At 69.4% G+C, this 19416-nt stretch carries 18 protein-coding genes; 11 read left to right on the top strand and 7 right to left on the bottom strand.

Annotated elements, in window-relative coordinates:
* Nucleotides 1-11 precede the first annotated feature (11 nt).
* Nucleotides 12-995, bottom strand: coding sequence for a hypothetical protein (locus tag CACI_RS46165; RefSeq protein WP_015794335.1), 984 nt, complete (start codon nucleotides 993-995; stop codon nucleotides 12-14).
* A 366-nt stretch (nucleotides 996-1361) separates the two neighbouring features.
* Between CACI_RS46165 and CACI_RS28480 the strand changes: the two genes are divergently transcribed.
* Nucleotides 1362-1562, top strand: coding sequence for a hypothetical protein (locus tag CACI_RS28480; RefSeq protein WP_015794336.1), 201 nt, complete (start codon nucleotides 1362-1364; stop codon nucleotides 1560-1562).
* A 37-nt stretch (nucleotides 1563-1599) separates the two neighbouring features.
* On the opposite strand, the gene CACI_RS28485 is transcribed toward CACI_RS28480, so the two are convergent.
* Entirely contained in the window at nucleotides 1600-2439 is an 840-nt protein-coding gene (locus CACI_RS28485; protein ID WP_015794337.1) for an SAM-dependent methyltransferase, read from the bottom strand.
* Between the two features lie 197 nt (nucleotides 2440-2636).
* Between CACI_RS28485 and CACI_RS28490 the strand changes: the two genes are divergently transcribed.
* Nucleotides 2637-3707 (top strand): class I SAM-dependent methyltransferase, encoded by a 1071-nt coding sequence (locus CACI_RS28490; RefSeq protein ID WP_015794338.1) that lies wholly within the window; start codon nucleotides 2637-2639, stop codon nucleotides 3705-3707.
* Nucleotides 3708-3709: 2 nt separating this feature from the next.
* Here the strand turns inward: CACI_RS28490 and CACI_RS28495 are convergent, their stop codons facing one another.
* The 4 genes from CACI_RS28495 to CACI_RS52875 form a co-directional block, all read right to left on the bottom strand.
* A complete protein-coding gene (locus tag CACI_RS28495) occupies nucleotides 3710-5248 on the bottom strand; it encodes an alpha/beta fold hydrolase (RefSeq protein WP_015794339.1) in 1539 nt (512 codons plus the stop codon).
* A gap of 134 nt (nucleotides 5249-5382) precedes the next feature.
* Nucleotides 5383-6474, bottom strand: coding sequence for a carbohydrate kinase family protein (locus CACI_RS28500; protein WP_223297267.1), 1092 nt, complete (start codon nucleotides 6472-6474; stop codon nucleotides 5383-5385).
* Nucleotides 6467-7513 carry a LacI family DNA-binding transcriptional regulator gene (locus CACI_RS28505; RefSeq protein WP_015794341.1) on the bottom strand — a complete coding sequence of 349 codons (1047 nt, stop codon included), beginning with the start codon at nucleotides 7511-7513 and terminating at the stop codon, nucleotides 6467-6469. The genes CACI_RS28500 and CACI_RS28505 overlap by 8 nt, the downstream gene beginning before the upstream one ends.
* A 194-nt stretch (nucleotides 7514-7707) precedes the next feature.
* Nucleotides 7708-7923: a hypothetical protein gene (locus tag CACI_RS52875; protein ID WP_223297268.1), complete on the bottom strand. Its 216-nt coding sequence runs from the start codon at nucleotides 7921-7923 to the stop codon at nucleotides 7708-7710.
* Between CACI_RS52875 and CACI_RS28510 the strand changes: the two genes are divergently transcribed.
* From CACI_RS28510 to CACI_RS28540, 7 genes are all read left to right on the top strand, one after another.
* The gene (locus tag CACI_RS28510) at nucleotides 7913-8866 is read left to right on the top strand and encodes a substrate-binding domain-containing protein (protein ID WP_263053446.1); all 954 of its coding nucleotides are present in this window, start codon (nucleotides 7913-7915) and stop codon (nucleotides 8864-8866) included. The genes CACI_RS52875 and CACI_RS28510 overlap by 11 nt on opposite strands.
* Nucleotides 8867-9042: 176 nt before the next feature.
* Nucleotides 9043-10113, top strand: coding sequence for an ABC transporter permease (locus CACI_RS28515; protein WP_015794343.1), 1071 nt, complete (start codon nucleotides 9043-9045; stop codon nucleotides 10111-10113).
* Nucleotides 10110-10883, top strand: a complete 774-nt coding sequence (locus CACI_RS28520) for an ATP-binding cassette domain-containing protein (RefSeq protein ID WP_015794344.1) — start codon at nucleotides 10110-10112, stop codon at nucleotides 10881-10883. The genes CACI_RS28515 and CACI_RS28520 overlap by 4 nt, the downstream gene beginning before the upstream one ends.
* A gap of 9 nt (nucleotides 10884-10892) precedes the next feature.
* Nucleotides 10893-12389: an ABC transporter substrate-binding protein gene (locus tag CACI_RS28525; protein WP_015794345.1), complete on the top strand. Its 1497-nt coding sequence runs from the start codon at nucleotides 10893-10895 to the stop codon at nucleotides 12387-12389.
* A 100-nt stretch (nucleotides 12390-12489) separates the two neighbouring features.
* Entirely contained in the window at nucleotides 12490-13497 is a 1008-nt protein-coding gene (locus CACI_RS28530; protein WP_015794346.1) for a carbohydrate ABC transporter permease, read from the top strand.
* Nucleotides 13494-14396, top strand: coding sequence for a carbohydrate ABC transporter permease (locus tag CACI_RS28535; protein WP_015794347.1), 903 nt, complete (start codon nucleotides 13494-13496; stop codon nucleotides 14394-14396). Before CACI_RS28530 ends, CACI_RS28535 begins: the two co-directional genes overlap by 4 nt.
* A complete protein-coding gene (locus tag CACI_RS28540; protein ID WP_015794348.1) occupies nucleotides 14393-15484 on the top strand; it encodes a LacI family DNA-binding transcriptional regulator in 1092 nt (363 codons plus the stop codon). The genes CACI_RS28535 and CACI_RS28540 overlap by 4 nt, the downstream gene beginning before the upstream one ends.
* A 27-nt stretch (nucleotides 15485-15511) precedes the next feature.
* Here CACI_RS28540 and CACI_RS28545 read toward each other — a convergent pair whose 3' ends face one another.
* Nucleotides 15512-16126, bottom strand: a complete 615-nt coding sequence (locus CACI_RS28545) for a TetR/AcrR family transcriptional regulator (RefSeq protein ID WP_015794349.1) — start codon at nucleotides 16124-16126, stop codon at nucleotides 15512-15514.
* A gap of 57 nt (nucleotides 16127-16183) precedes the next feature.
* Here CACI_RS28545 and CACI_RS28550 point away from each other — a divergent pair, with 57 nt between their 5' ends.
* Entirely contained in the window at nucleotides 16184-17401 is a 1218-nt protein-coding gene (locus CACI_RS28550) for a phosphotransferase (RefSeq protein WP_015794350.1), read from the top strand.
* A 23-nt stretch (nucleotides 17402-17424) separates the two neighbouring features.
* Nucleotides 17425-19332, top strand: a complete 1908-nt coding sequence (locus tag CACI_RS28555) for a cell wall-binding repeat-containing protein (RefSeq protein ID WP_015794351.1) — start codon at nucleotides 17425-17427, stop codon at nucleotides 19330-19332.
* Nucleotides 19333-19416: the final 84 nt, after the last annotated feature.

Here is a 19416-nt window from a genome sequence, read left to right on the forward strand (position 1 = left end):
CCTGGGGTGTCTCAGTTGTGGAGGACGACGCCGGCCTGCGCGGCCTGCGCGACGCCGGGCGTCGAGGTGACGCGCAGCGGGAAGGTGAGCGCGGCCCGGGCCGCGGCCTTCGTGAGCCCGGTGCAGTTCAGGGCCGCCGACCAGGCGTAGATGAAGCCTGCGAGCCGGCCGGCCTCGGCATCGAGCGTGGCGTAGTAGGACTGGAGCGTGGATTCGAAGTGCTTGCGGTCGTCGTCGCTGCCGCTGGTGTACAGCTCCTGGACGGCCGAGGACGGCGCCGGCAGCGGCGCGGCGTAGCGGTTGCCGACCAGCTCGCGCGCGATGTGCAGGCACTGCTGCGGCGTGAGGTCCGCCGGATCGCTCACCCCGCTCGGATCCTCGGCCAGGATCGCGTCGACGGCGGCTTTCAGATCGGCGAACGCCGGCGCGCCGCCGTCAGCCGGCGGGACCAGGTACGTGGTTCCGGAACCGGCGTCGAAGGCGGGGTCGGGCAGCGCCAGGTAGAAGCCCACGATGCCGCCGCTCTCGGTGCCGTCGAGCGCCAGCGAGGTCCCGCCCACGCCGAGGACAGAGGTCAGCGGCACGGCGTAGGGACTGCCGGAGCTGCCCCACAGCTGCACGTCGTAGTCGAGGCTGTCCTCACGGATCTTGCTACCCCCGCGCGTCACCGAGACCACCACGTTCACCAGACTCTGCGGCGAGGAGTACTTGGCCAGCACCGCGGGATCGACATCGATCACCGCCACCGCCGCCGAGTACAGCTTCGTCTCCAGCACATTGGTGAGCTGGTAGATGGTGTTCGTCGAGTCGTTCTCGGCGGTATAGCGAGCCGACCCGATGACCGTATGCGGCGCAGCGGCCAAGGTGTCCGGATGAGCGAAGTCGACCTGGTACGCCGTCACCGTGAGGTCGTGCAGGAACTGCTCGAACACCAGCGGATCGCCGATCACCTTCGGCGGATGCACCACCACGAGCACAGAGACGCCGCTACTCATCGGCCGACCTCATCGGAACCCATGCGCTTCCCCCTTCAGATCCACATCCCGCCAGCGACTGTCCGCGACCGTCCTGCCCGAGAAATCTGCCCACTATGTCAGATTTAGTCCGAAGTCACTCGAAGTCGTCACGCCGATCAGAGATATTCGACTGTTTCCGACACCACCGAAGGTATGAGCGGATGGCGCAGCGTCAGCAATCCACTGTTCGCAAGACCCTGAGTTGGTAGCACCATGTCAGCCAGTATCACCCGTATTCCCCCAGCCTCTGACGCTACCTTGGCGACATACCTCGTGACAGATGGTGATGTCCCTACATAGCCCCGCCAAGTAGGCTGTCCGGAACACCTTTCAGGGGGAGTCACCATGGCGAAGGTCACCATCAGCCTAGACAGCGATCTGGCCATCGAGGTCATGCTCCTGTCCGGCACCACAAGCCCCCAGGACGCGGTCGAACTCATCGTCCTGGACTACCTCGCCGCCAGGACCCGCACCGAGGCGCGCACCGGCAATCCCGCCGACCAGCACCGCCTCATCGACAGGCCGCTGCGCGCCGAGGAGGGGTAGGACCAAGCTGCTTTTTATGGAGCGGCTCGCGCGATCGTTAAGCCTTGCGTCCAACCCCTCCATACAGCCAGATCGCCTCGGACCCCGGCGGGATCTCGCCGTCGGGGCGCCACCAGGGGAGTTGCACCAGGCCGGGGGCGTCCAGCTTCAGGGTGTCGAAGAATGCGTGGATCTGGTTGTGGCTGCGCAGGACGAAGGGGGCGGTGGCCTTGTCGTAGTTGCGGACCGCGGCTCGGGCTCGGGAGGTGTCGAATTCGTCGGTGCCGTGGGAGATGACCAGGTAGCTGCCGGGGGCTAGGGCTGCCAGGAGTTCGGCGACGATGGCGGCGGGGTCTTCTTCCTCTTTGATGAAGTGGAGGACCGCGACCAGCAGGAGTGCGATGGGCTTGGTGAAGTCCAGGACCGTGCGTACGTCGTGGTGGTTCAGGATCGCTGCCGGGCTGCGGAGGTCGGCTTGGACGACGGCGGTGCGGTCGGGGTCGTGACGGGCCAGCAGGGCTCTGGAGTGTGCAAGCACGATCGGGTCGTTGTCCACGTAGACGACGCGGGATCCGGGGCGTACGGCGTCGGCGACCTGGCCGGTGTTTCCCGGGCCCGGGATGCCCGTGCCTATGTCCAGGAACTGATCGATGCCGGCGTCGGCCAGGTGGCGTACCGCCCGACCGAGGAACGCCCGGTTGGCGATCGCCATGTCGCGTCCCTCGGGCAGGACGGCCAGGACGTTCTCGGCGGCTGCGCGGTCGGCTGGGTAGTTGTCTTTGCCACCGAGGTAATAGTCGTACATGCGCGCCGGGTGGGCGACCGAGATGTCGACGGACGGCGGCAGGCTGCTCGAGTCTGCTGTCGGCTCTTCTCCCTGCAACGGCTGCTTCGGCATGGTGGCCTCCCCAGAGGTACGTGCGGCGCTCGCGTCTCGATCGTAGCGGGGTGACATCGAGCTCTGATATACCGCGCGCGCCACGCGCCACCTCGTGGGACAAACTGGAATGTTTCCAAAGAATGCGGTCGCCATCGGGGCGGAATAGCGTACAAGGGGGAGGGGATTTCGGCATCTCGGCGGGGGGAGGAGGAGCGATGACTGTCACAGACGAATTGGACACAGGTAAGCAGGAAGCGTTCGCGGGCCGCATGGTGCAGATCGTGAACGACGCCTGCCTGGGCCTGATGACGGGCCTGGGCCACGACACCCACCTGTTCGACACCATGGCCGGCATGGCTGCGGCCACCAGCGAGGAGATCGCGCGCGCCGCGGGGCTGAAGGAGCGGTATGTGCGGGAGTGGCTGGGCGCGATGGTCGCCGGCGGCATCGTCGACTACGACGCCGCGCACGCCACCTACGTGCTGCCGCCGGAACACGCGGCCTCGCTGACCCGCGCCGCCGGGCCGGGCAACCTGGCCCGCATCGCCCAGGACCTGTCCATGATGGGCGAAGTCGAGCAGCAGGTGGCCGAGGCGTTCAGCACCGGGGCGGGAGTGCCGTACTCGGCCTACCCCCGCTTCCAGGCGGTGCAGGCCGAGGAGTCCGGAGAGGTCTTCGACCTGGCGCTGGTCGACGCGATCATCCCGCTGGCGCCCGGCATGACCGAGCGGCTGCGCGAGGGCATCGACGTCCTGGACATCGGCACCGGACAAGGCCACGCGGTCAACGTGCTGGCCAAGGCCTTCCCCGCCAGCCGCGTCCACGGCGTGGACCGCTCCGAGGAGGGAATCGCCGCCGCCCGGGCCGAGGCCGCCGAGTGGGGTCTGACCAACACCGACTTCCAGGTGGGCGACTCCACCGACCTGCCCACCGACTCCTACGACCTCATCACGGCCTTCGACGTCATCCACGACCTGGCGCAACCGACGCGCACCCTGGCCTCGATCGCCGGCGCCCTCCGCGAGGGCGGAGTGTTCCTGATGGGAGACATCGCCGCCTCCAGCCGCGTGGAGGACAACATCGACCACCCGCTGGGACCAGGGCTGTACACCTTCTCGGTCTTCTACTGCATGAGCGTCTCCCTCAGCGAGCACGGCGAAGCGCTGGGCACCGTGTGGGGCTACCAGACCGCCTTGCAGATGCTCGCCGAGGCCGGCTTCAGCAACGTCGAGACCCAGCGCGTCGAAGGCGACATCCTGAACGTCTACTACGTGGCACAGCGCTGACGTCAGCCGGTGTAGGTGAACTCGTCCAGCGGTGTGGTCGGGGAGGAGTATCCGTTCACGGCCACGGTGACGCCCACGACGGTGCCGACGACCTTGCCCGGCCGCTTGCCGGAGTCGGGGATGGTCGCGACGAGTTGCGGCGGGTCGTCGCTGCCGAGGGTGACCAGAGGTGAGGGCTTCTCACCGAAGTAGACCATGGCGTGGGCGCCGAAGCCGGTGCCGGTGACGGTGACCTGCTGGCCGGTGGCGGCCGAGGTCGGGGCGATGGCGGTGACCACGACCGGTTCCGGGCCGCCGTAGGCGAATTGGGCCAGCGGCACGGCCGGGGAGGTGCCGAGCGGGTTGGTGACGCACACGTCGACGATGCCGAAGCCCCAGGGCACGTTGTGCACGACGATCTGGTTGTCGCTCTTGATCTCGAACGCGTTGCCGCCGCAGGCGATGGGACCGAAGTCGACGGCGGTGTCGTCCTCGGTAAAGGCGGAGAAGCCGCTGCCGGTGATCGTCACCTGCGACTGCGCGGCGCCGAAGGTGGGAGACACGCTGGTCACGACCGGCGTCGGGGTCAGCGGCACGGTCGCGCCCAGCAGGCTCAGGTAGGTCGTGTTCGCATGCTGATAGCCGACCTGGCCCATGAAGTCCTCGGTACTGTGCTTGATCAGCCCTCTATCAACAGTCTGATAGTCGTGGTTCCACTCCGTGATCGGCGAGGGCTGGACGTAGGTGTTGTAGCCGGGAAAGCCCTTCACGGCCCTGATCAGCACCTCCACCTCCTCGGTCCCCTTCGGCCCGGGGTCGGGGTACCAGGGGCGCAGCGGGTCGATGGGGATGTCGAGGCTGGCCCACGCCTGCGGGATCAGGTCGTAGCGGTTGACGTGGCGCTCGCACTGGGCCCAGTTCTGGGCGCCGAAGTAGGCGGCGAAGTCGGCCAGACCGGCGGTGGGCGCGGCAAAGGTGAGGACCCCGATGTTCGGCGGGTTCGTCCAGCGCTGCGCCTTCAGGTACAGCGCGACCATGGTCGCGACGCAGCCGCCGAGGCTGTGCCCGATGACGTAGACCGTCGGGTCCGGCGCCATGGTGGCCAAGACATCGGCGAGGCCTTGCAGGAGGATGCCGCCGTCGGCAGCCGGGTCCGGCACGGCCGGCAGCATGTTCACGACCTGCGTGAACGCCGCCATCGCGCCCTTCGACACCGAGACCGGGGTCGGCGACCCGCCGGCCGTGAACGGGACGACCGTGCCGACCGTGAGGTCCTCCATGATGTCCAGGGCGTTGGCGTCGGTCCCGCGGATCACCACGGCGACCTGACCGGAGTCCGGCTCGAGGTTCACCGCGATGTAGGCCATGTTCGCGTTGTCAGGGCTCAGTCCCAGCCACTTCAGCTCCCAGCTGGTGCAGTCCGCCAACTGCCGCGCGACCCCGGTCCGCACGCGCGCGGTCTGCACCTGGGGACTCTCCCCCGACGGCCGCGACGTCGCCCCGGTGGGCGCGATCGCGGCGAGGGTCATGGCCGTGGACGCGGTGATCTGGGTGGCCGCCATGGTTCGCTCCTAGCGTCGTGCGCTCCTCGCGTCTCCAGCGGCATTTCCACTGGTAAACCGAGGTCCACCAGCCATCCTGGGTTCCCGGCGCCCGGGCCCTCCCCCGCAGCCCGCCATCCAGGGGAACGCCGAAGCTACACGTCCCTGAATCCCAGATCCGCCGCTGACAGCGGTGTGCTCGGTGGCGTGTGCGGCCGCGGCAGCGCCATCGGCGGATCGGCGCCGACGCGTTCGCAGGTGAGTGCGGAGACCAGGATGGCGTCGTCGACGGCGTTGTCCAGAAGCTGAGGCGTTGCCTGGCGGAGCTGATCGGGAGTCTGTACGCCGTTTCTCACCAGCGCGCCGAGCAATCCCGCGGTGAACGCGTCGCCGGCTCCGACGGTGTCCGCGACTTGCACGGCGCGTCCCGGGCGATGCGCCGGCGCGGCGGCGGAGCGGAACACGTGCGCGCCGCGAGGTCCGTCGGTGACGATGACCAGCTGCGCGCCGAGGTCGATCCAGGCTGCGCCGACGTGCTCCGGTCCGTGTCCGGGGTAGAGCCAGTCGATGTCGTCGCGGCTGGCCTTGACGATGTGGGAGACGCCGACGTTCCGCTCGATCAGCGGACGAGCGTGGGACGGCTTGCCGAGGAGGGCGGGGCGGATGTTCGGGTCGTAGCTGATCAGCACACTGCCATGCCGGTGCAGCTCGGACGCCAACGCGTGGATGCGTTCGTCGCCCGGCGGAGTCCAGGACGCCAGCGAGCCGTGGTGCAAGATCGTGGTGTCCTCGGGGAGGGCGGCGGTCTGCGCGTCAGTCCACTGCCAGTCGGCGGTGCCGTCCAGGTAGAAGTCGTAGCTGGCTTGGGCGTCGCTGTCCAGGGAGACGATCGCCAGGGTGGTGGGCTCGGTCGCCCACGGCGCGCAGGTGAGGTCGATGCCTTCCGACGCGGCGTGTTCGCGCAGCAGGCGGCCGAAGGCGTTGTCCGCCAAACGGGCCATCAGTGCCGTGCGATGGCCCAGACGCGCCAGGCCGATCGCGACGTTGAGCGGGCTGCCGCCGGGCCGGGCCCGGTAGCCGCCGGGCTCGCCGGCCGGGACGAGGTCGATGAGGGCTTCGCCGATCACGGTCAGCACGGGCTGGTCCTTGTCGCTGTCGGAGGGTCCGTCGGGTCCGTCGATGTCGCTGATGCCGCCGCGTCCGTCGAGTCCGCCGCCTCCACCGAGGCCGCTGATGCCGTCAGCCACGAGCAGCCGCTTCCAGCGTGATCTCCCCGGAGCCGCGCGCGATCAGCCGCGTCGGAACGACCCGCGTACTGGTCGGCGAATCGTCGCCGTCCAGCCGCCGGAAGAGGATCTCGGCGGCGAGCGCGCCGATGGCCTCGACGTCCTGCGCGATCACCGAGACGCCGGGGCGGAGCATGTCGGCCAGCGGGAAGTCGTCGAAGCCGACCATGGCGACCGAATCCTGGAGGTCGAGTGCGCGCAGCGCGCGGCTGGCGCCGATGGTGATCAGGTTCTGCCCGGTGAACAGCGCGGTCGGCGGATCCGGCAGGCGGAGCATGTGTTCGGTGGCCTCGATGGCCGCCTCCACGGTGCTCGCCTCGTGCCAGACGATCTGGTCGTCCACGGCGATCCGGGCGAACTCCAGCGCGTGCCGGTAACCGTCGAAACGCTGGACGGCGGTGGGGATGGACAGCCGGTCGCCGAGGTAGGCGATCCGCCGGTGGCCGCCGGCGAGCAGGTGCTCGGTCGCGGTGATCGCGCCCTGACGGTTGTCCGCCACGACGGCGTCGGCGTCCAGCAGCTTCGGCTCGCGGTCGACGAAGACCAGGTGCGTCCCGGCTTGGCGTTCCTTGAGCAGATAGCTGTGATCGCGGCTGGCGGGCACGATGACCAGGCCGTCCACGCGCCGGTCGATCAGCGCCGTGGCCAGGTTCCGCTCGCGGGTCGAGTCCTCGTCCAGGCTGCCGAACAGCGCCAGGATTCCGCGGGCGCGCGCTGCGTCCTCAACGGTGCGCAGCAGGACCGCGGAGAAAGGGTTGGCGGCGTCTTCCACCAGCATGCCGATGGTCGCCGTCCGCCCCTGGCGCAGGTGGTTGGCGGTCAGGTTCGGCCGGTAGCCCAGCTTGTCGGCGGCGGCCCGGACCCGGGCGGCCATCTCGGGGTCGACGGTGCTGACCCCGTTGATGACGCGGGAGACGGTCTTGAGTGCCACCCCGGCCAGCGCGGCCACGTCGCGCATGGTGGGGCGGGTCGCCGGCTGCCCTGGCTCGCCGAGAGGCATCGATGTCTCCAATGAACGGTGCGTTACTGATTCGTTGCTGACGTGCCGCGTCCTTCCCTTGACGTATTCTCGCACGCCGTGAAGTATCACGTCGAGACACCGGTGTCTCGCCGATTCAGGCAGGATTCCGTCGTGTTGAGACACCGGTGTCTCGACCGTCTCACCGCTCGCTGAACCGATCCGTGACTCCCCCCTCAGAAGGGTTTCGCCGTGAACAACTCACCGAACCGCGCACTCATAAGCCGGAGCAGCCGCAGCACCCGGAGCCGGACGCGGCGCACTCGGGCCGGCGCGGCTGTCCTGGCCGTGTGCGTCACCGCCTCGCTCGCCGCGTGCAGTTCGTCGAAGTCGGCCGCCGGCGGGTCCGCCGCGGGCACCGGGTCGTCGGTCGGGGTGTCGTTGATCCTCAAGACCCTCACCAACCCGTACTTCGTCAGCATGGAGAACGACGCCAAGACCGCTGCGGCGAAGGACAACGTGCACCTCACGGTCGCCGCCGGCACCAAGGACGGCGACACCCAGACCCAGATCAGCGCCATCGACACCGCGATCTCCCGCGGCGACAAGGGCATCCTGATCACCACGAACGGCGACGCGGTCAACGCGGCGCTGAACCAGGCCAAGGCCGCCGGGCTGTTCGTGATCGCGCTGGACACGGCGCCGAACCCGCCGAGCGTCGCCGACATCACCTACGCCACCGACAACGAGCAGGCCGGCAAGCTCGACGGCCAGTACGCCGCGGCGGCCCTGGCTGGCAAGCCGGCGGTCATCGCCATGCTCGACCTGTTCAACAACCAGGTCGTCTCCGTGGACATCCAGCGCGACCACGGCTTCCTGGAAGGCATGGGCATCACCCCGGGAAGCACCACGCAGAACGGGCAGGAGGCGAAGTCGGGCTCTTACTCCGGCGGCACGTACACCATCGCCTGCCACCAGCCCACGCAAGGCGCGATCGACGGCGGGCGCACCGCGATGGAGAACTGCCTGTCCGCCAACCCGAACATCAACGTCGTCTACGCGATCAACGAACCGGCCGGTGAGGGTGCGTACAACGCGCTGAAGGCCGCGGGCAAGACCGGCCAGGTCAAGATCTTCGCCATCGACGGCAGCTGCTCCGGTCTGAAGCTGGTCACCAGCGGCGAGTTCGCCTCCGACGCCGTGCAGTACCCCGGCAAGATGGCCGGCTTGGGCGTCGACTCGATCGCCAAGCTGGCCCGCGGCGGCGCCAAGCCGACCGTCACCGCCGGCAAGACGTTCTTCGACACCGGCACCGCCCTGGTCGCCACCGCCGCGCAGACCGGCGTCACCGTCCAGTCGCCGACCGACGCCGCGGCGGCGTGCTGGGGCAGCTGATCCGGCGCACGGCACAGCCACGACGGGGCGCGCCGGCGAGCAGCACATCGCCGCCGCGCCCCCACAGCCCTGCGGCCTCGGATCACGGCTCGCGGCATCACGGCTCGCGCATCACGGATACAGATCACAGATCACAAATACAGATCACAGACCACAGATACAGATCCAGATCACAGATGCAGACCACAGACACAGATCACGAAGGGACCCCCGTGTCCATCCACGCGGAACACCGCACCGCCGCGGCCTCGGCGGAAGGCCTGCTCAACCGGCCGCCCACGCCGGGCCAGCGCGTGCACGCCGTCCTGCACCGCCAGCCGGCGCTGAGCCCGGCCATCGTCCTGCTCTTGGCCGGCGTCACGTTCGCGTTGCTCAACGACCGCTTCTACCGGCTGGAGAATCTCTCCCTCGTCGCCCAGCAGGTCGCGGTCGTCGGGTCGCTCGCCGCCGGTCAGACCCTGATCATCCTCACCGCCGGCATCGACCTGTCGGTCGGCGCGGTGATGGTGCTCTCCTCGCTGGTCATGGCGAAGCTGGTCTCCGACCAAGGCGTGCCCGGCGTGGTGGCGCTGCTCGTCGGCGCCTGTGTCGCCGTCGCGGCGCAGGCTGTCAACGGTCTGCTGGTGACCAAGATCAAGCTTCCGCCGTTCATCGTGACCCTCGGCACGCTGAGCATCTTCACCGCGGCGACGCTGATCTACGCCAAGGGCCAGACGATCGCCCTGCACCCGGACGCCTTCCTGCTCTGGAGCGCGAAGCCGGTCTCCATCGGGTCGCTGCACCTGACCACCGGCGTCCTGATGATGGCCGTGCTGTACGCGGTGATCTCCTTCGCGCTGCGCTACACCAGTTGGGGACGGCATCTGTACGCCACCGGCGGCGATCCGGAAGCCGCGCGCCTGGCGGGCATCTCGGTGAACCGGGTGCTGCTCAGCGCCTACATGGTCGCCGGCATCGCGATCGCGGTGGCCGCGTGGATCCTGGTCGGCCGGGTCGGCGGCGGCGATCCCAACAGCGGTTTGAACGCCAACCTGGAGTCCATCACCGCGGTCGTCATCGGCGGCACGAGCCTGTTCGGCGGACGCGGGGTCGTCCTGGGCTCGCTGATCGGCGCGTTCATCGTCCAGGTCTTCGACAACGGTCTGGCGCTGGCCGGATTCGACCCGAACTACCAAGTCCTCGCAGTCGGCGTCCTGGTGATCGCCGCTGTGTCCGTCGACCAGTGGATCCGGAGCGTGAAAGCATGACCACCCCTGTGCTCCAGGCCAAAGGCCTGGTCAAAGTCTTCGGACGGGTCGTCGGCCTGGATTCGGTCGACCTGACCCTGCACGCCGGCGAGGTCCTGGCGGTCATCGGCGACAACGGCGCCGGCAAGTCCACCCTGATCAAATGCCTGTCCGGAGCCTTGGTCCCGGACGAGGGCAGCATCCTCGTCGACGGCGCCGAGGTCCAGTTCAAGCGGCCGCAGGACGCGCGCGACGCCGGCATCGAGACGGTGTACCAGACCCTCGCCGTCGCCCCGGCGCTGGACATCGCCAGCAATCTCTTCCTCGCGCGGGAGATCCGCCGCAAGGGACCGCTGGGCTCGATCCTGCGGATGCTCGACACCGGGGAGATGAAGCGGCAGGCCGCCGACCACGTCAAGCGCCTGGGTATCAGCACCCTGCAGAACATCAACCAGGCGGTGGAGACCCTGTCCGGCGGCCAGCGCCAAGCCGTGGCGGTCGCCCGCGCGGGGGCGTTCGGCGGCAAGGTCGTCATCCTCGACGAGCCGACCGCCGCACTCGGGGTGCGCGAGACCGGGCAGGTGCTCAAACTCGTCCGGGACCTGCGCGACCAAGGGCTGGGCGTCATCCTGATCAGCCACAACATGCCCAACGTCTTCGAGGTCGCCGACCGGATCCACATCCAGCGGCTCGGCGCGTCCGCGGGCGTCATCACGCCGGCGACGCACTCGATGGAGGACGCCGTGGCCATCATGACCGGCGCTCGAACACTCGACTCGACGGCTCACTGATCCCCTTCATTGAATTGTTACCAGCGCAATATCTATGAAGCACTGGACAATCTCCGATGCAAGCGCTTGCATTGCCGTCACTGCGTCGCGGTTCACCAGCACGCGTACGACACCGGCGACATGGAAGGCGACCACGTGTTTCGATCAGCTTGCCTGCTCGCGGCGGCGGTCGCCGCCACCACCCTCATGACCGCGTGCTCGAACGGATCCGGCGGGCCCGGCGGTTCCGACGACTCCGGCCAGACCGGGGCGGCGGCTGCGACGCTGACCGGCGACTGCGCGCAGTACCAGGCGTACGCCGGGCACGCGGGCAAGAAGGTGACGATGTTCGCCTCGATCATCTCGCCGGAGTCGGACTCGCTGCAGCAGTCCTGGAAGCAGTTCGAGGACTGCACGGGGATCACGATCCAGTACGAGGGATCGAACGACTTCGAGTCGCAGCTGCCGGTGCGGGTCAGCGGCGGCAACGCCCCCGACCTCGCGGTGATCCCCCAGCCGGGGCTGCTGGCGCAGATGGTGGCGAGCGGGCAGGTGGCCAAGCCCTCGGCGGGGACGCAGGCGAACGTCGACAAGTACTGGAACAAGTCCTGGAAGACCTACGGGACCGTCGACGGGACGTTCTACGCCGCACCGATGTCGGCGAACATGAAGTCGCTCGTCTGGTATTCGCCCAAGGCGTTCGCCGCGGCCGGCTACCAAATACCGACCACCTGGGAGGCGATGGTGGCGCTGTCGAACCAGGTCGCGGCGTCGGGCAAGAAGCCGTGGTGCGCCGGGATCGGGTCGGGGACGGCGACGGGCTGGCCGGCCACCGACTGGCTGGAGGAGGTCGTGCTGCGCAAGTACGGCGGCGCCGTGTACGACCAGTGGGTCAGCCACCAGATCACGTTCAGCGATCCGCGCATCGAGGACGCGATGAACACCGTCGCCGGGTGGATGCAGAACCCCGCCTGGGTCAACGGCGGATACGGGGACGCCAAGACGATCGCGTCCACGTCGTTCCAGGACGCCGGCAAGCCGATCCTCACCGGGCAGTGCCTGATGATGCAGCAGGCATCGTTTTACGAGCCGCAGTGGCCGAAGGGGACGAAGGTCGGCCCGGACGGCGACGTCTTCGCCTTCTACCTGCCGGGCATCTCCGCCTCGGTCCCGACTCCGGTGGAGGGCGGCGGGGAGTTCGTGACCGCGTTCTCCAGCCGGCCGGAGGTGCGGGCCGTCCAGGAGTACCTGTCGACGCCGGGCTGGGCGACCAGCCGGATCAAGGTGGCGCCGGGCTGGGTGTCGGCGAACACCGGGGTCGACCCCGCGGTCTACACCGATCCGATCGACGCCTTGTCGGCCAAATACCTGACCGATCCGAAGGCCACGTTCCGGTTCGACGCCTCGGACATGATGCCGGCCGCGGCCGGCTCGGGGGCGGAGTGGACCGCGATGACCGCGTGGTTCGGCGAGGGCAAGTCGGTGGCGCAGACCGCCAAGGCGATCGATGACGCCTGGCCGCGGTGACGGTTCGCTCTGACCACACCTGACTGCAGCTGACCGCACCTCACTACACCTCGCTGCACCTCACTGAAGACAGCAAGCCGACAAGGAGCCGTGCCCCGCGATGCCCACTGCACCCACGACGCTTGCCGACTCCACGCTCGCCGACGCCGTGACCAAGTCCATGAACACCGCCGGTGCGGTCATCGGATTCCTCGCCGTCCTTGCGGCGCTGTTCGCCGTCGCCGGCCGGGCCCGCGGCCGGTGGTCCCGCCGGACGGCTCTGGCGGTGTTCCTCGTCCCGGCATTGGCGCTGCTCACCGTGGGACTGCTCATCCCGGCCGTCCGCACCATCTATCTCAGCCTGCATGGTGCCGACGGCACGCGCTCCGTCGGGATGCGGAACTACGTGTGGGCGTTCACGAACGACGCGATCCGGCAGGTCCTGCTCAACACAGTGGTGTGGATCGTCGTCGCGCCGATCGCGGCGACCGCGCTCGGGCTGGGGCTGGCGGTCCTGGTCGACCGGATGCGCCATGAGGCGCTCTACAAGGCTCTGATCTTCCTGCCGATGGCGGTCTCGTTCGTCGGCGCCAGCATCATCTGGAAGTTCGTCTACGAATACCGTGCGCCGGGCGAGCACCAGATCGGTCTGCTGTCCCAGGTGTTCATGACTCTGGGCTGGAAGAACCCGCCGAACTGGCTGCTGTCCCATCCGCTGAACAACTTCCTGCTGATGGTCATCCTGGTGTGGGTGCAGACCGGCTTCGCCATGGTCGTGCTGTCGGCGGCCATCAAGGCGGTGCCCACGGACATCGTCGAGGCCGCGAAGCTGGACGGCGCGCGCGGCGTGCGGGTGTTCGTCTTCGTCACGCTGCCGATGATCCGGAACACCATGATCGTGGTGCTGACCACCATCATGATCACCACGCTGAAGGTGTTCGACATCGTGCGCACGATGACCGGCGGCAACTTCGGCACGCAGGTCCTGGCCAACGAGATGTACTCCCAGTCCTTCGTGCAGTTCAACACCGGGCGGGGCAGCGCGCTCGCGGTGATCCTGTTCCTGGCCGTGCTGCCGCTCGTCGGCTACAACATCGTCCGACTGCGGAAGGAGCGTGTGGCGCGATGAGTGAGCGTGTGCGGCGGTCGTTGAGCGGTCCGCTCGCGAGCCTGGCCGTCATCGTCGTGACGGTGCTGTGGACCATCCCGACCTTCGGGTTGTTCGTCAGCTCCCTGCGACCGGCGGGGCAGGTGGCCGACTCCGGGTGGTGGACCGTGTTCACGCATCCGTCCTTGACGTTGGCCAACTACCACACGGTGCTGTTCGAAGGCGGCTTCGGAGTCTCCGGCGGGCTCATGCCCTACCTGGTCAACTCCCTGGCCATCGCCATCCCGGCGACCTTGTTCCCGCTGGTCATCGCCGCGATGGCGGCCTACGCACTGGCCTGGATCCGGTTCAAGGGCAGCAGCGTGATCTTCTTCGGCATCTTCGCCCTCCAGGTGGTGCCGTTGCAGATGGCGCTGATTCCGTTGCTCCGCCTGTTCTCCCAGGGAGTACACGTCGGGAACGTCGCCATCATCCCGAGCCCGCATCTGGCCGGTACCTACGTCCCGGTCTGGGTCGCGCACACCATCTTCGCGCTGCCGCTGGCGATCTTCCTGCTGCACAACTTCATCGCCCAACTCCCCCGCGAGGTGATGGAGGCCGCGGTGATGGACGGCGCCAGCCACTTCAAGATCTTCCGCTCGATCGTGGTGCCGCTGGCCGCGCCCGCGCTGGCCTCCTTCGCCATCTTCCAGTTCCTGTGGGTGTGGAACGATCTGCTCGTCGCGCTCACCTTCGCCGGCGGCACGCCGCAGGTCGCGCCGCTCACCGCGCGGCTGGCGCAGCTGGCCGGCGGGTTCGGCAGCCGGTGGGAACTGCTCACCGCCGGGGCGTTCGTCTCCATCGTGATCCCGCTCATCGTCTTCTTCAGCCTGCAGCGGTTCTTCGTGCGCGGCCTGGTCGCCGGGTCGGTCAAGGGATGAGCACGGCCGATTCCGACGGCGCTGTCCTGATGCCGCGCATCGATCAGACCGGAGCCGCTGTGGGCGACAGCAGCCTCACCGACGTCGCCGTGCGCGCGGGGGTCTCGACGGCGACGGTCTCGCGGGCGCTGCGCGGGCTGCCGTCGGTGACCGAGGAGACGCGGGCGCGGATCAAGGCGGTCGCCGACGAACTGGGCTATGTGGTCTCCCCCAGCGCGTCGCGGCTGGCCACCGGGCGCACGCACACCGTCGGCGTCATCGTGCCCTCCATCGACCGCTGGTTCTCCGGCCAGGTCATCAAAGGAGTCGAGCAGGTCCTCCGCGCCGCCGGCTACGACCTCCTGTTCTACAACCTCGGCGACGACGAAGGCCGCGCCCGCTTCTTCGAGGCGATGCCCCTGCGCCGCCGCGTGGACGCGGTCCTGGTACTTTCCGTGCCCCTGCAGGACCCCGAAGTCGCCAAACTGCGCTCCCTGCACCTGCCGATCGGCCTGGTGGGCGCCTCAGCCGACACCTTCTCCAGCGTCCGCATAGACGACCTCGCCGGCGCCGCCACCGCCGTCCGCCACCTGATCGGCCTCGGCCACCGCGACATCGCCCTGATCTCCGGCGGCACCGACGTCCCCCCGCACTTCACCACCCCCACCGACCGCCGCCGCGGCTACCTGGACGCCCTGGCCGCATCAGGCATCGGCTACGACCCCGCCCTCGAAGCCGCCGGCGATTTCACCATCACCGGCGGCGAACGCGCCATGAGCCACCTCCTGGGCCGCCCCCACCACCCCACCGCCGTCTTCGCCCTCTGCGATGAAATGGCCTTCGGCGCCATGCGCGTCCTGCGCACATCAGGCCTCCGCATCCCCCGCGACATCTCCGTCATCGGCTTCGACGACCACGAAATGTCCGACCTCCTCGACCTGACCACCATCAGGCAGCCGGTGGTGGAACAGGGCGCGACAATCGCCCGCCTCCTCCTGGACCGCCTATCAGCAGAGGCACACACCCGCCCGCACCAGAACGAGGTCTCGCTGCCGACACAGTTGGTAGTGCGCGGCAGCACGGCGCCGAGGCGCGCCCGACGCGCCTGACACGCCTGACACGTCGCAGGCTGCGGTTCACCGCGTCCCGAGCAGCTGCCGGATGAGGTTGTCGCCGAGCCAGGTCTCATAGCGGTCCGGGCTCCAGCCGCGTTCCACGACGAGGCTGTGGTAGATCTCGGGAAGCACCAGCGTGACGTAGACGTCCACGCCCTCGTCGACGGTCATCGCGGGCGCCAGGTGCGCGGCGACGGTCTCCAGGTGCGCGCGGTAGGCCCGTTCCCGGCTGGCCATGATCCCGCGCAGCATCTCGGCGATCTCGGGATCGGTGCGGACCGCTTCCATCGTGACGGTCATGACGTCGTACATGGTCTCGAACTGCTCGCGCTGCATCTGTGCCGCCCGGCGCAGGCCGCTCACCGGGTCCGGGTCGGCCACCACCTGCTCGTACCGGCCTTTCACGTCCAGGGGCGCGACGGCCCGCTGCGTGATGTCCTTCAGGATCGCGGCCTTGTTCCCGAACGCCGAGTAGATGGTCGGCACGGGGATGTCCGCGGCCTCGGAGATGGCGGTGATCGTGGTCGCGACGTACCCGCGTTCGGCGAACAGCTTCCTTCCGGCCGCGGCGATCTGCTCCTTCGTCGCCAGCGCCTGCCGCTGGCGGTGAGTCGGGCCTTCCCGCTTGACAACCACGTCGGCATGGTATCACTCTATGAATCATAGTGACACTATGACGAATGGAGTGGAGCTATGAATGCCGAGCCCAGGATCACCGTGACCGGCGGCGCGCACATCGGACGGGCCGCCCCCGAGGCCGCGCGGCTGACCGCGATCGGCCGGGCCGCCGCCGGCCGCGACGACTTGACCCTGCGGTCGGTGGCCTACAGCGCCGTGGACTACCCCGGGAACACCATCGCCACCGAGGCGCTCGTGCGCGCCCGCCTGGAGCTGACCGCCCCGGACGGCACCGGGGTCGAAGCGCGCCTGTTCGTCAAGGAACTGCGATCCGCCGAGCACTGGCCGCTGTTCGGCGTGCTCCCCCAGGAGCTGCGCGCCGACTTCGTGGACTTTCCGTGGCGGCTGGAGATCGCCGCCTACACCGGTCCGCTGCGCGATCAGTTGCCGCCAGGGATGCGCCTGCCGCGGTTGCACGCCGTGGACGAACTCGGTCCCGGCCGCGCCGCGATGTGGCTGGAAGACGTCGACGAGCCGCGCGACCTCACCTGGGACTCCGACCGGTTCGCCCGTGCGGCGTACCTGCTGGGCCGGATGTCCGCGCGCCGACGCTTCGGGGAGGTCGCTCCGATCCTCGGGGCGGCCACCCGGCCGGCCGAGCCGAATTCGGCGTTGCGCTACCTGGTCTACGGACGCGTCCGGAACGTGTTCGTCCCGGCGATCGTCAGCGAGGAGTTGTGGGCGCACCCGGTCGTCGCCGCCGCGCTGGCCGCCGTCCAGGACCCGGGGCTCGTCGCCGATCTGCGCGCCTGGACGAGCAGGATCGAGGAGCTGCTGGCCTACTGCGACAGCCTGCCGATGACCTACGCCCACGGCGACGCCAGTCCGCAGAACCTGCTGGTCTCCGCCCAGGAACCCGACGGGTTCGTCCTCATCGACTTCGGCTTGCACTGCCCGCTGCCGGTCGGCCATGACCTGGGCCAGCTGGTGGTAGGGCTCTGCCACGCCGGAATCCAGCCCGCCGATCAGCTCCCGGAGATCTCCCGCGTCATCCTCGCCGCCCACGCGCGGGGACTGGCCGCCGAAGGGCACCCCGCCACGATCGAGCAGATCCGCGGCGGATACCTGGCCGGGCTCATCCTGCGCTCCGGCCTCAGCACGATCCCGTTGGAAACGCTGAACCACTTGGACGAGGCGTCCAGCGACCAGGTCGTCGAGCTCTGGGTCGAGCGACTGCGCACGACCCGCGCGCTCCTGGACCTGGCAGCCCACCACACCGATCACGAGTTCTGACAACCGCACCGGAGGGGAACAGCATGAACAGGCACACGAGGGCTCTGGCCTTCACAGCGACATCGGCGTTGCTCATCGCCGCCGCGGAGGGCGGGGCTCCGGCCCGCGCGGCCGACATCGCGTCCGGTTCCATCATCTTCACGCAGACGGTCCCCGGGACGGCCGTGGGCCTGGTCATCACCAATCCGGACGGCTCCGGCACCCATCTCCTACATCCGTCCGGAAACGGGCTGTCCGCGACATCGCAGATCTTCGAGCCGGCGGTCTCCCCGGACGGCAGCCGCGTCGCCTTCGGCGACGTCGCCAGCCGGGCGGTCTGGGTGGCCGGCGTCGACGGTTCGCGCCCGGTCCGCATCAGCAGCCCGACCGGCTCCGCGGTCGACAGCGAGCCGACATGGTCGCCCGACGGCACGTCGGTCTTCTTCACCCGGCGCGCGGGCACCGCGCAGATCATGAAGGCCTCGGCCGACGGCGACCACGACGAGGCCGCGGTGTTCTTCCCGACCGGGACCAACGACACCGAGCCGAGCGTCGCCGTCAACGGCGACCTGGCCTTCGAACGGAACGTCAACGGAACGAGCACCATCTTCGTCCTGGCGGCCGGCGCCGGCAGCGCGACGCCGTTCGCGAACGGCGCCCGGCCCGCGTGGTCGCCGGACGGCTCGCGGCTCGCGTACGACCGGGGATCGGCGCTCCTGGTGAAGACCAGGGCCGGCCAGGAGAGCCTGATCGGTACCAGCGGCGTGCAGGCGTCTCGCCCGGCCTGGGCCGCCGACGGAGCCCACATCGCCTTCGAGGGCAGCGTGCCGGGCCACCACCGGCAGATCTGGGTCGTCGACACCAGCACCCTGACCGTGTCCCCGGTCGGCGCCGAGCCTCCGGACGGCGTCGTGGAGAACGCCCCGGCCTGGCAGACGATCCGCAAGACCACGGTCGACCGGGTCGGCGGGGCGGATCGCATCGACACGGCCGTGGCCGCCTCGCACTTAGGCTACGACACCCCGAACGCGAACGGCACCGGCACGAACGGAGGACGCGTCGCCAACGCGGTCGTGCTCTCCCGCTCCGACACCTTCGCCGACGCCCTCGCCGGCTCGGCGCTGGCCGGCAGCCTCAACGGGCCGCTGCTGCTGACGCCGACCGCGAGCCTGGACGCGCGGACCGCCGCGGAGATCACCCGCTGCCTGCGCCCCGGCGGCACGGTCTTCCTGCTCGGCGACTCCGGCGCGCTGTCGTCGAAGGTGCAGGCGCAGGTCCTCGCCCTCGGATTCCAGGTACGGCGGCTCGCCGGGCCGGACCGGTACGCCACCGCCGCCGCGATCGCCGCCGCGATCACCCCGAACCCCGTCACGATCCTGGTCGCCACCGGCGCCAACTTCCCCGACGCCCTCGCCGCCGGCGCCGGCGCCGCGGGCGTGCCCGGTACGGTCGTCGTGCTGTCCGCCGACCGGGTGCTGCCGGGATCCACCGCCGCGTACCTCGCCGCCCACGCCGGCCCGACCACGCGGCTGATCGGGGTCGGGGACCAGGGCGTCGCGGCCCTGCGGACCGCGTTCCCGGCCGGCCGCGTCCAATCCGCCGCCGGCGCCGACCGGTTCGCCACCGCCGCCGCCGTCGCGCAGACCTTCTTCACCGGCGTCAAAGCACCCCGCGTCGTCGGCCTGGCCACCGGCTTCAACTGGCCCGACGCCCTGGCCGGCGGCGCCCTGCTCGGCGCCAACAACGGACCGCTGCTGCTGGCGGACAAGACGGGCATCCCGGCGTCGGAGGCGGATTATCTGCGGACCGAGGCCGGAGCCATCAGCGAGGTGATCGTGAACGGCGATACCGGAGTCGTGTCCGGCAACGCCGCGGCGAGCGTGGCCAACGTCGTCGGCGTCTTCGGGCAGGCGAACTTCTTCGACAACCGGCGCGCGCCGGTGCTGCCGTAGGCGTAGGCGGGACGCCGAGCGGCGAGAGTATGAGCAGCTAGGGCACGAGCACCTAGAGCACCGCCCGCAACCAGAGCGCGACCC

The sequence above is a fragment of the Catenulispora acidiphila DSM 44928 genome, assembly GCF_000024025.1.
Lineage (GTDB): Bacteria > Actinomycetota > Actinomycetes > Streptomycetales > Catenulisporaceae > Catenulispora > Catenulispora acidiphila.

Coding starts and splice junctions, on each gene's coding strand:
- CACI_RS46165 (WP_015794335.1), bottom strand. CDS start 995: ATGAGTAGCGGCGTCTCTGTGCTCGTGGTGGTGCATCCGCCGAAGGTG.
- CACI_RS28480 (WP_015794336.1), top strand. CDS start 1,362: ATGGCGAAGGTCACCATCAGCCTAGACAGCGATCTGGCCATCGAGGTC.
- CACI_RS28485 (WP_015794337.1), bottom strand. CDS start 2,439: ATGCCGAAGCAGCCGTTGCAGGGAGAAGAGCCGACAGCAGACTCGAGC.
- CACI_RS28490 (WP_015794338.1), top strand. CDS start 2,637: ATGACTGTCACAGACGAATTGGACACAGGTAAGCAGGAAGCGTTCGCG.
- CACI_RS28495 (WP_015794339.1), bottom strand. CDS start 5,248: ATGGCGGCCACCCAGATCACCGCGTCCACGGCCATGACCCTCGCCGCG.
- CACI_RS28505 (WP_015794341.1), bottom strand. CDS start 7,513: ATGCCTCTCGGCGAGCCAGGGCAGCCGGCGACCCGCCCCACCATGCGC.
- CACI_RS28515 (WP_015794343.1), top strand. CDS start 9,043: ATGCAGACCACAGACACAGATCACGAAGGGACCCCCGTGTCCATCCAC.
- CACI_RS28520 (WP_015794344.1), top strand. CDS start 10,110: ATGACCACCCCTGTGCTCCAGGCCAAAGGCCTGGTCAAAGTCTTCGGA.
- CACI_RS28530 (WP_015794346.1), top strand. CDS start 12,490: ATGCCCACTGCACCCACGACGCTTGCCGACTCCACGCTCGCCGACGCC.
- CACI_RS28535 (WP_015794347.1), top strand. CDS start 13,494: ATGAGTGAGCGTGTGCGGCGGTCGTTGAGCGGTCCGCTCGCGAGCCTG.
- CACI_RS28540 (WP_015794348.1), top strand. CDS start 14,393: ATGAGCACGGCCGATTCCGACGGCGCTGTCCTGATGCCGCGCATCGAT.
- CACI_RS28550 (WP_015794350.1), top strand. CDS start 16,184: ATGAATGCCGAGCCCAGGATCACCGTGACCGGCGGCGCGCACATCGGA.
- CACI_RS28555 (WP_015794351.1), top strand. CDS start 17,425: ATGAACAGGCACACGAGGGCTCTGGCCTTCACAGCGACATCGGCGTTG.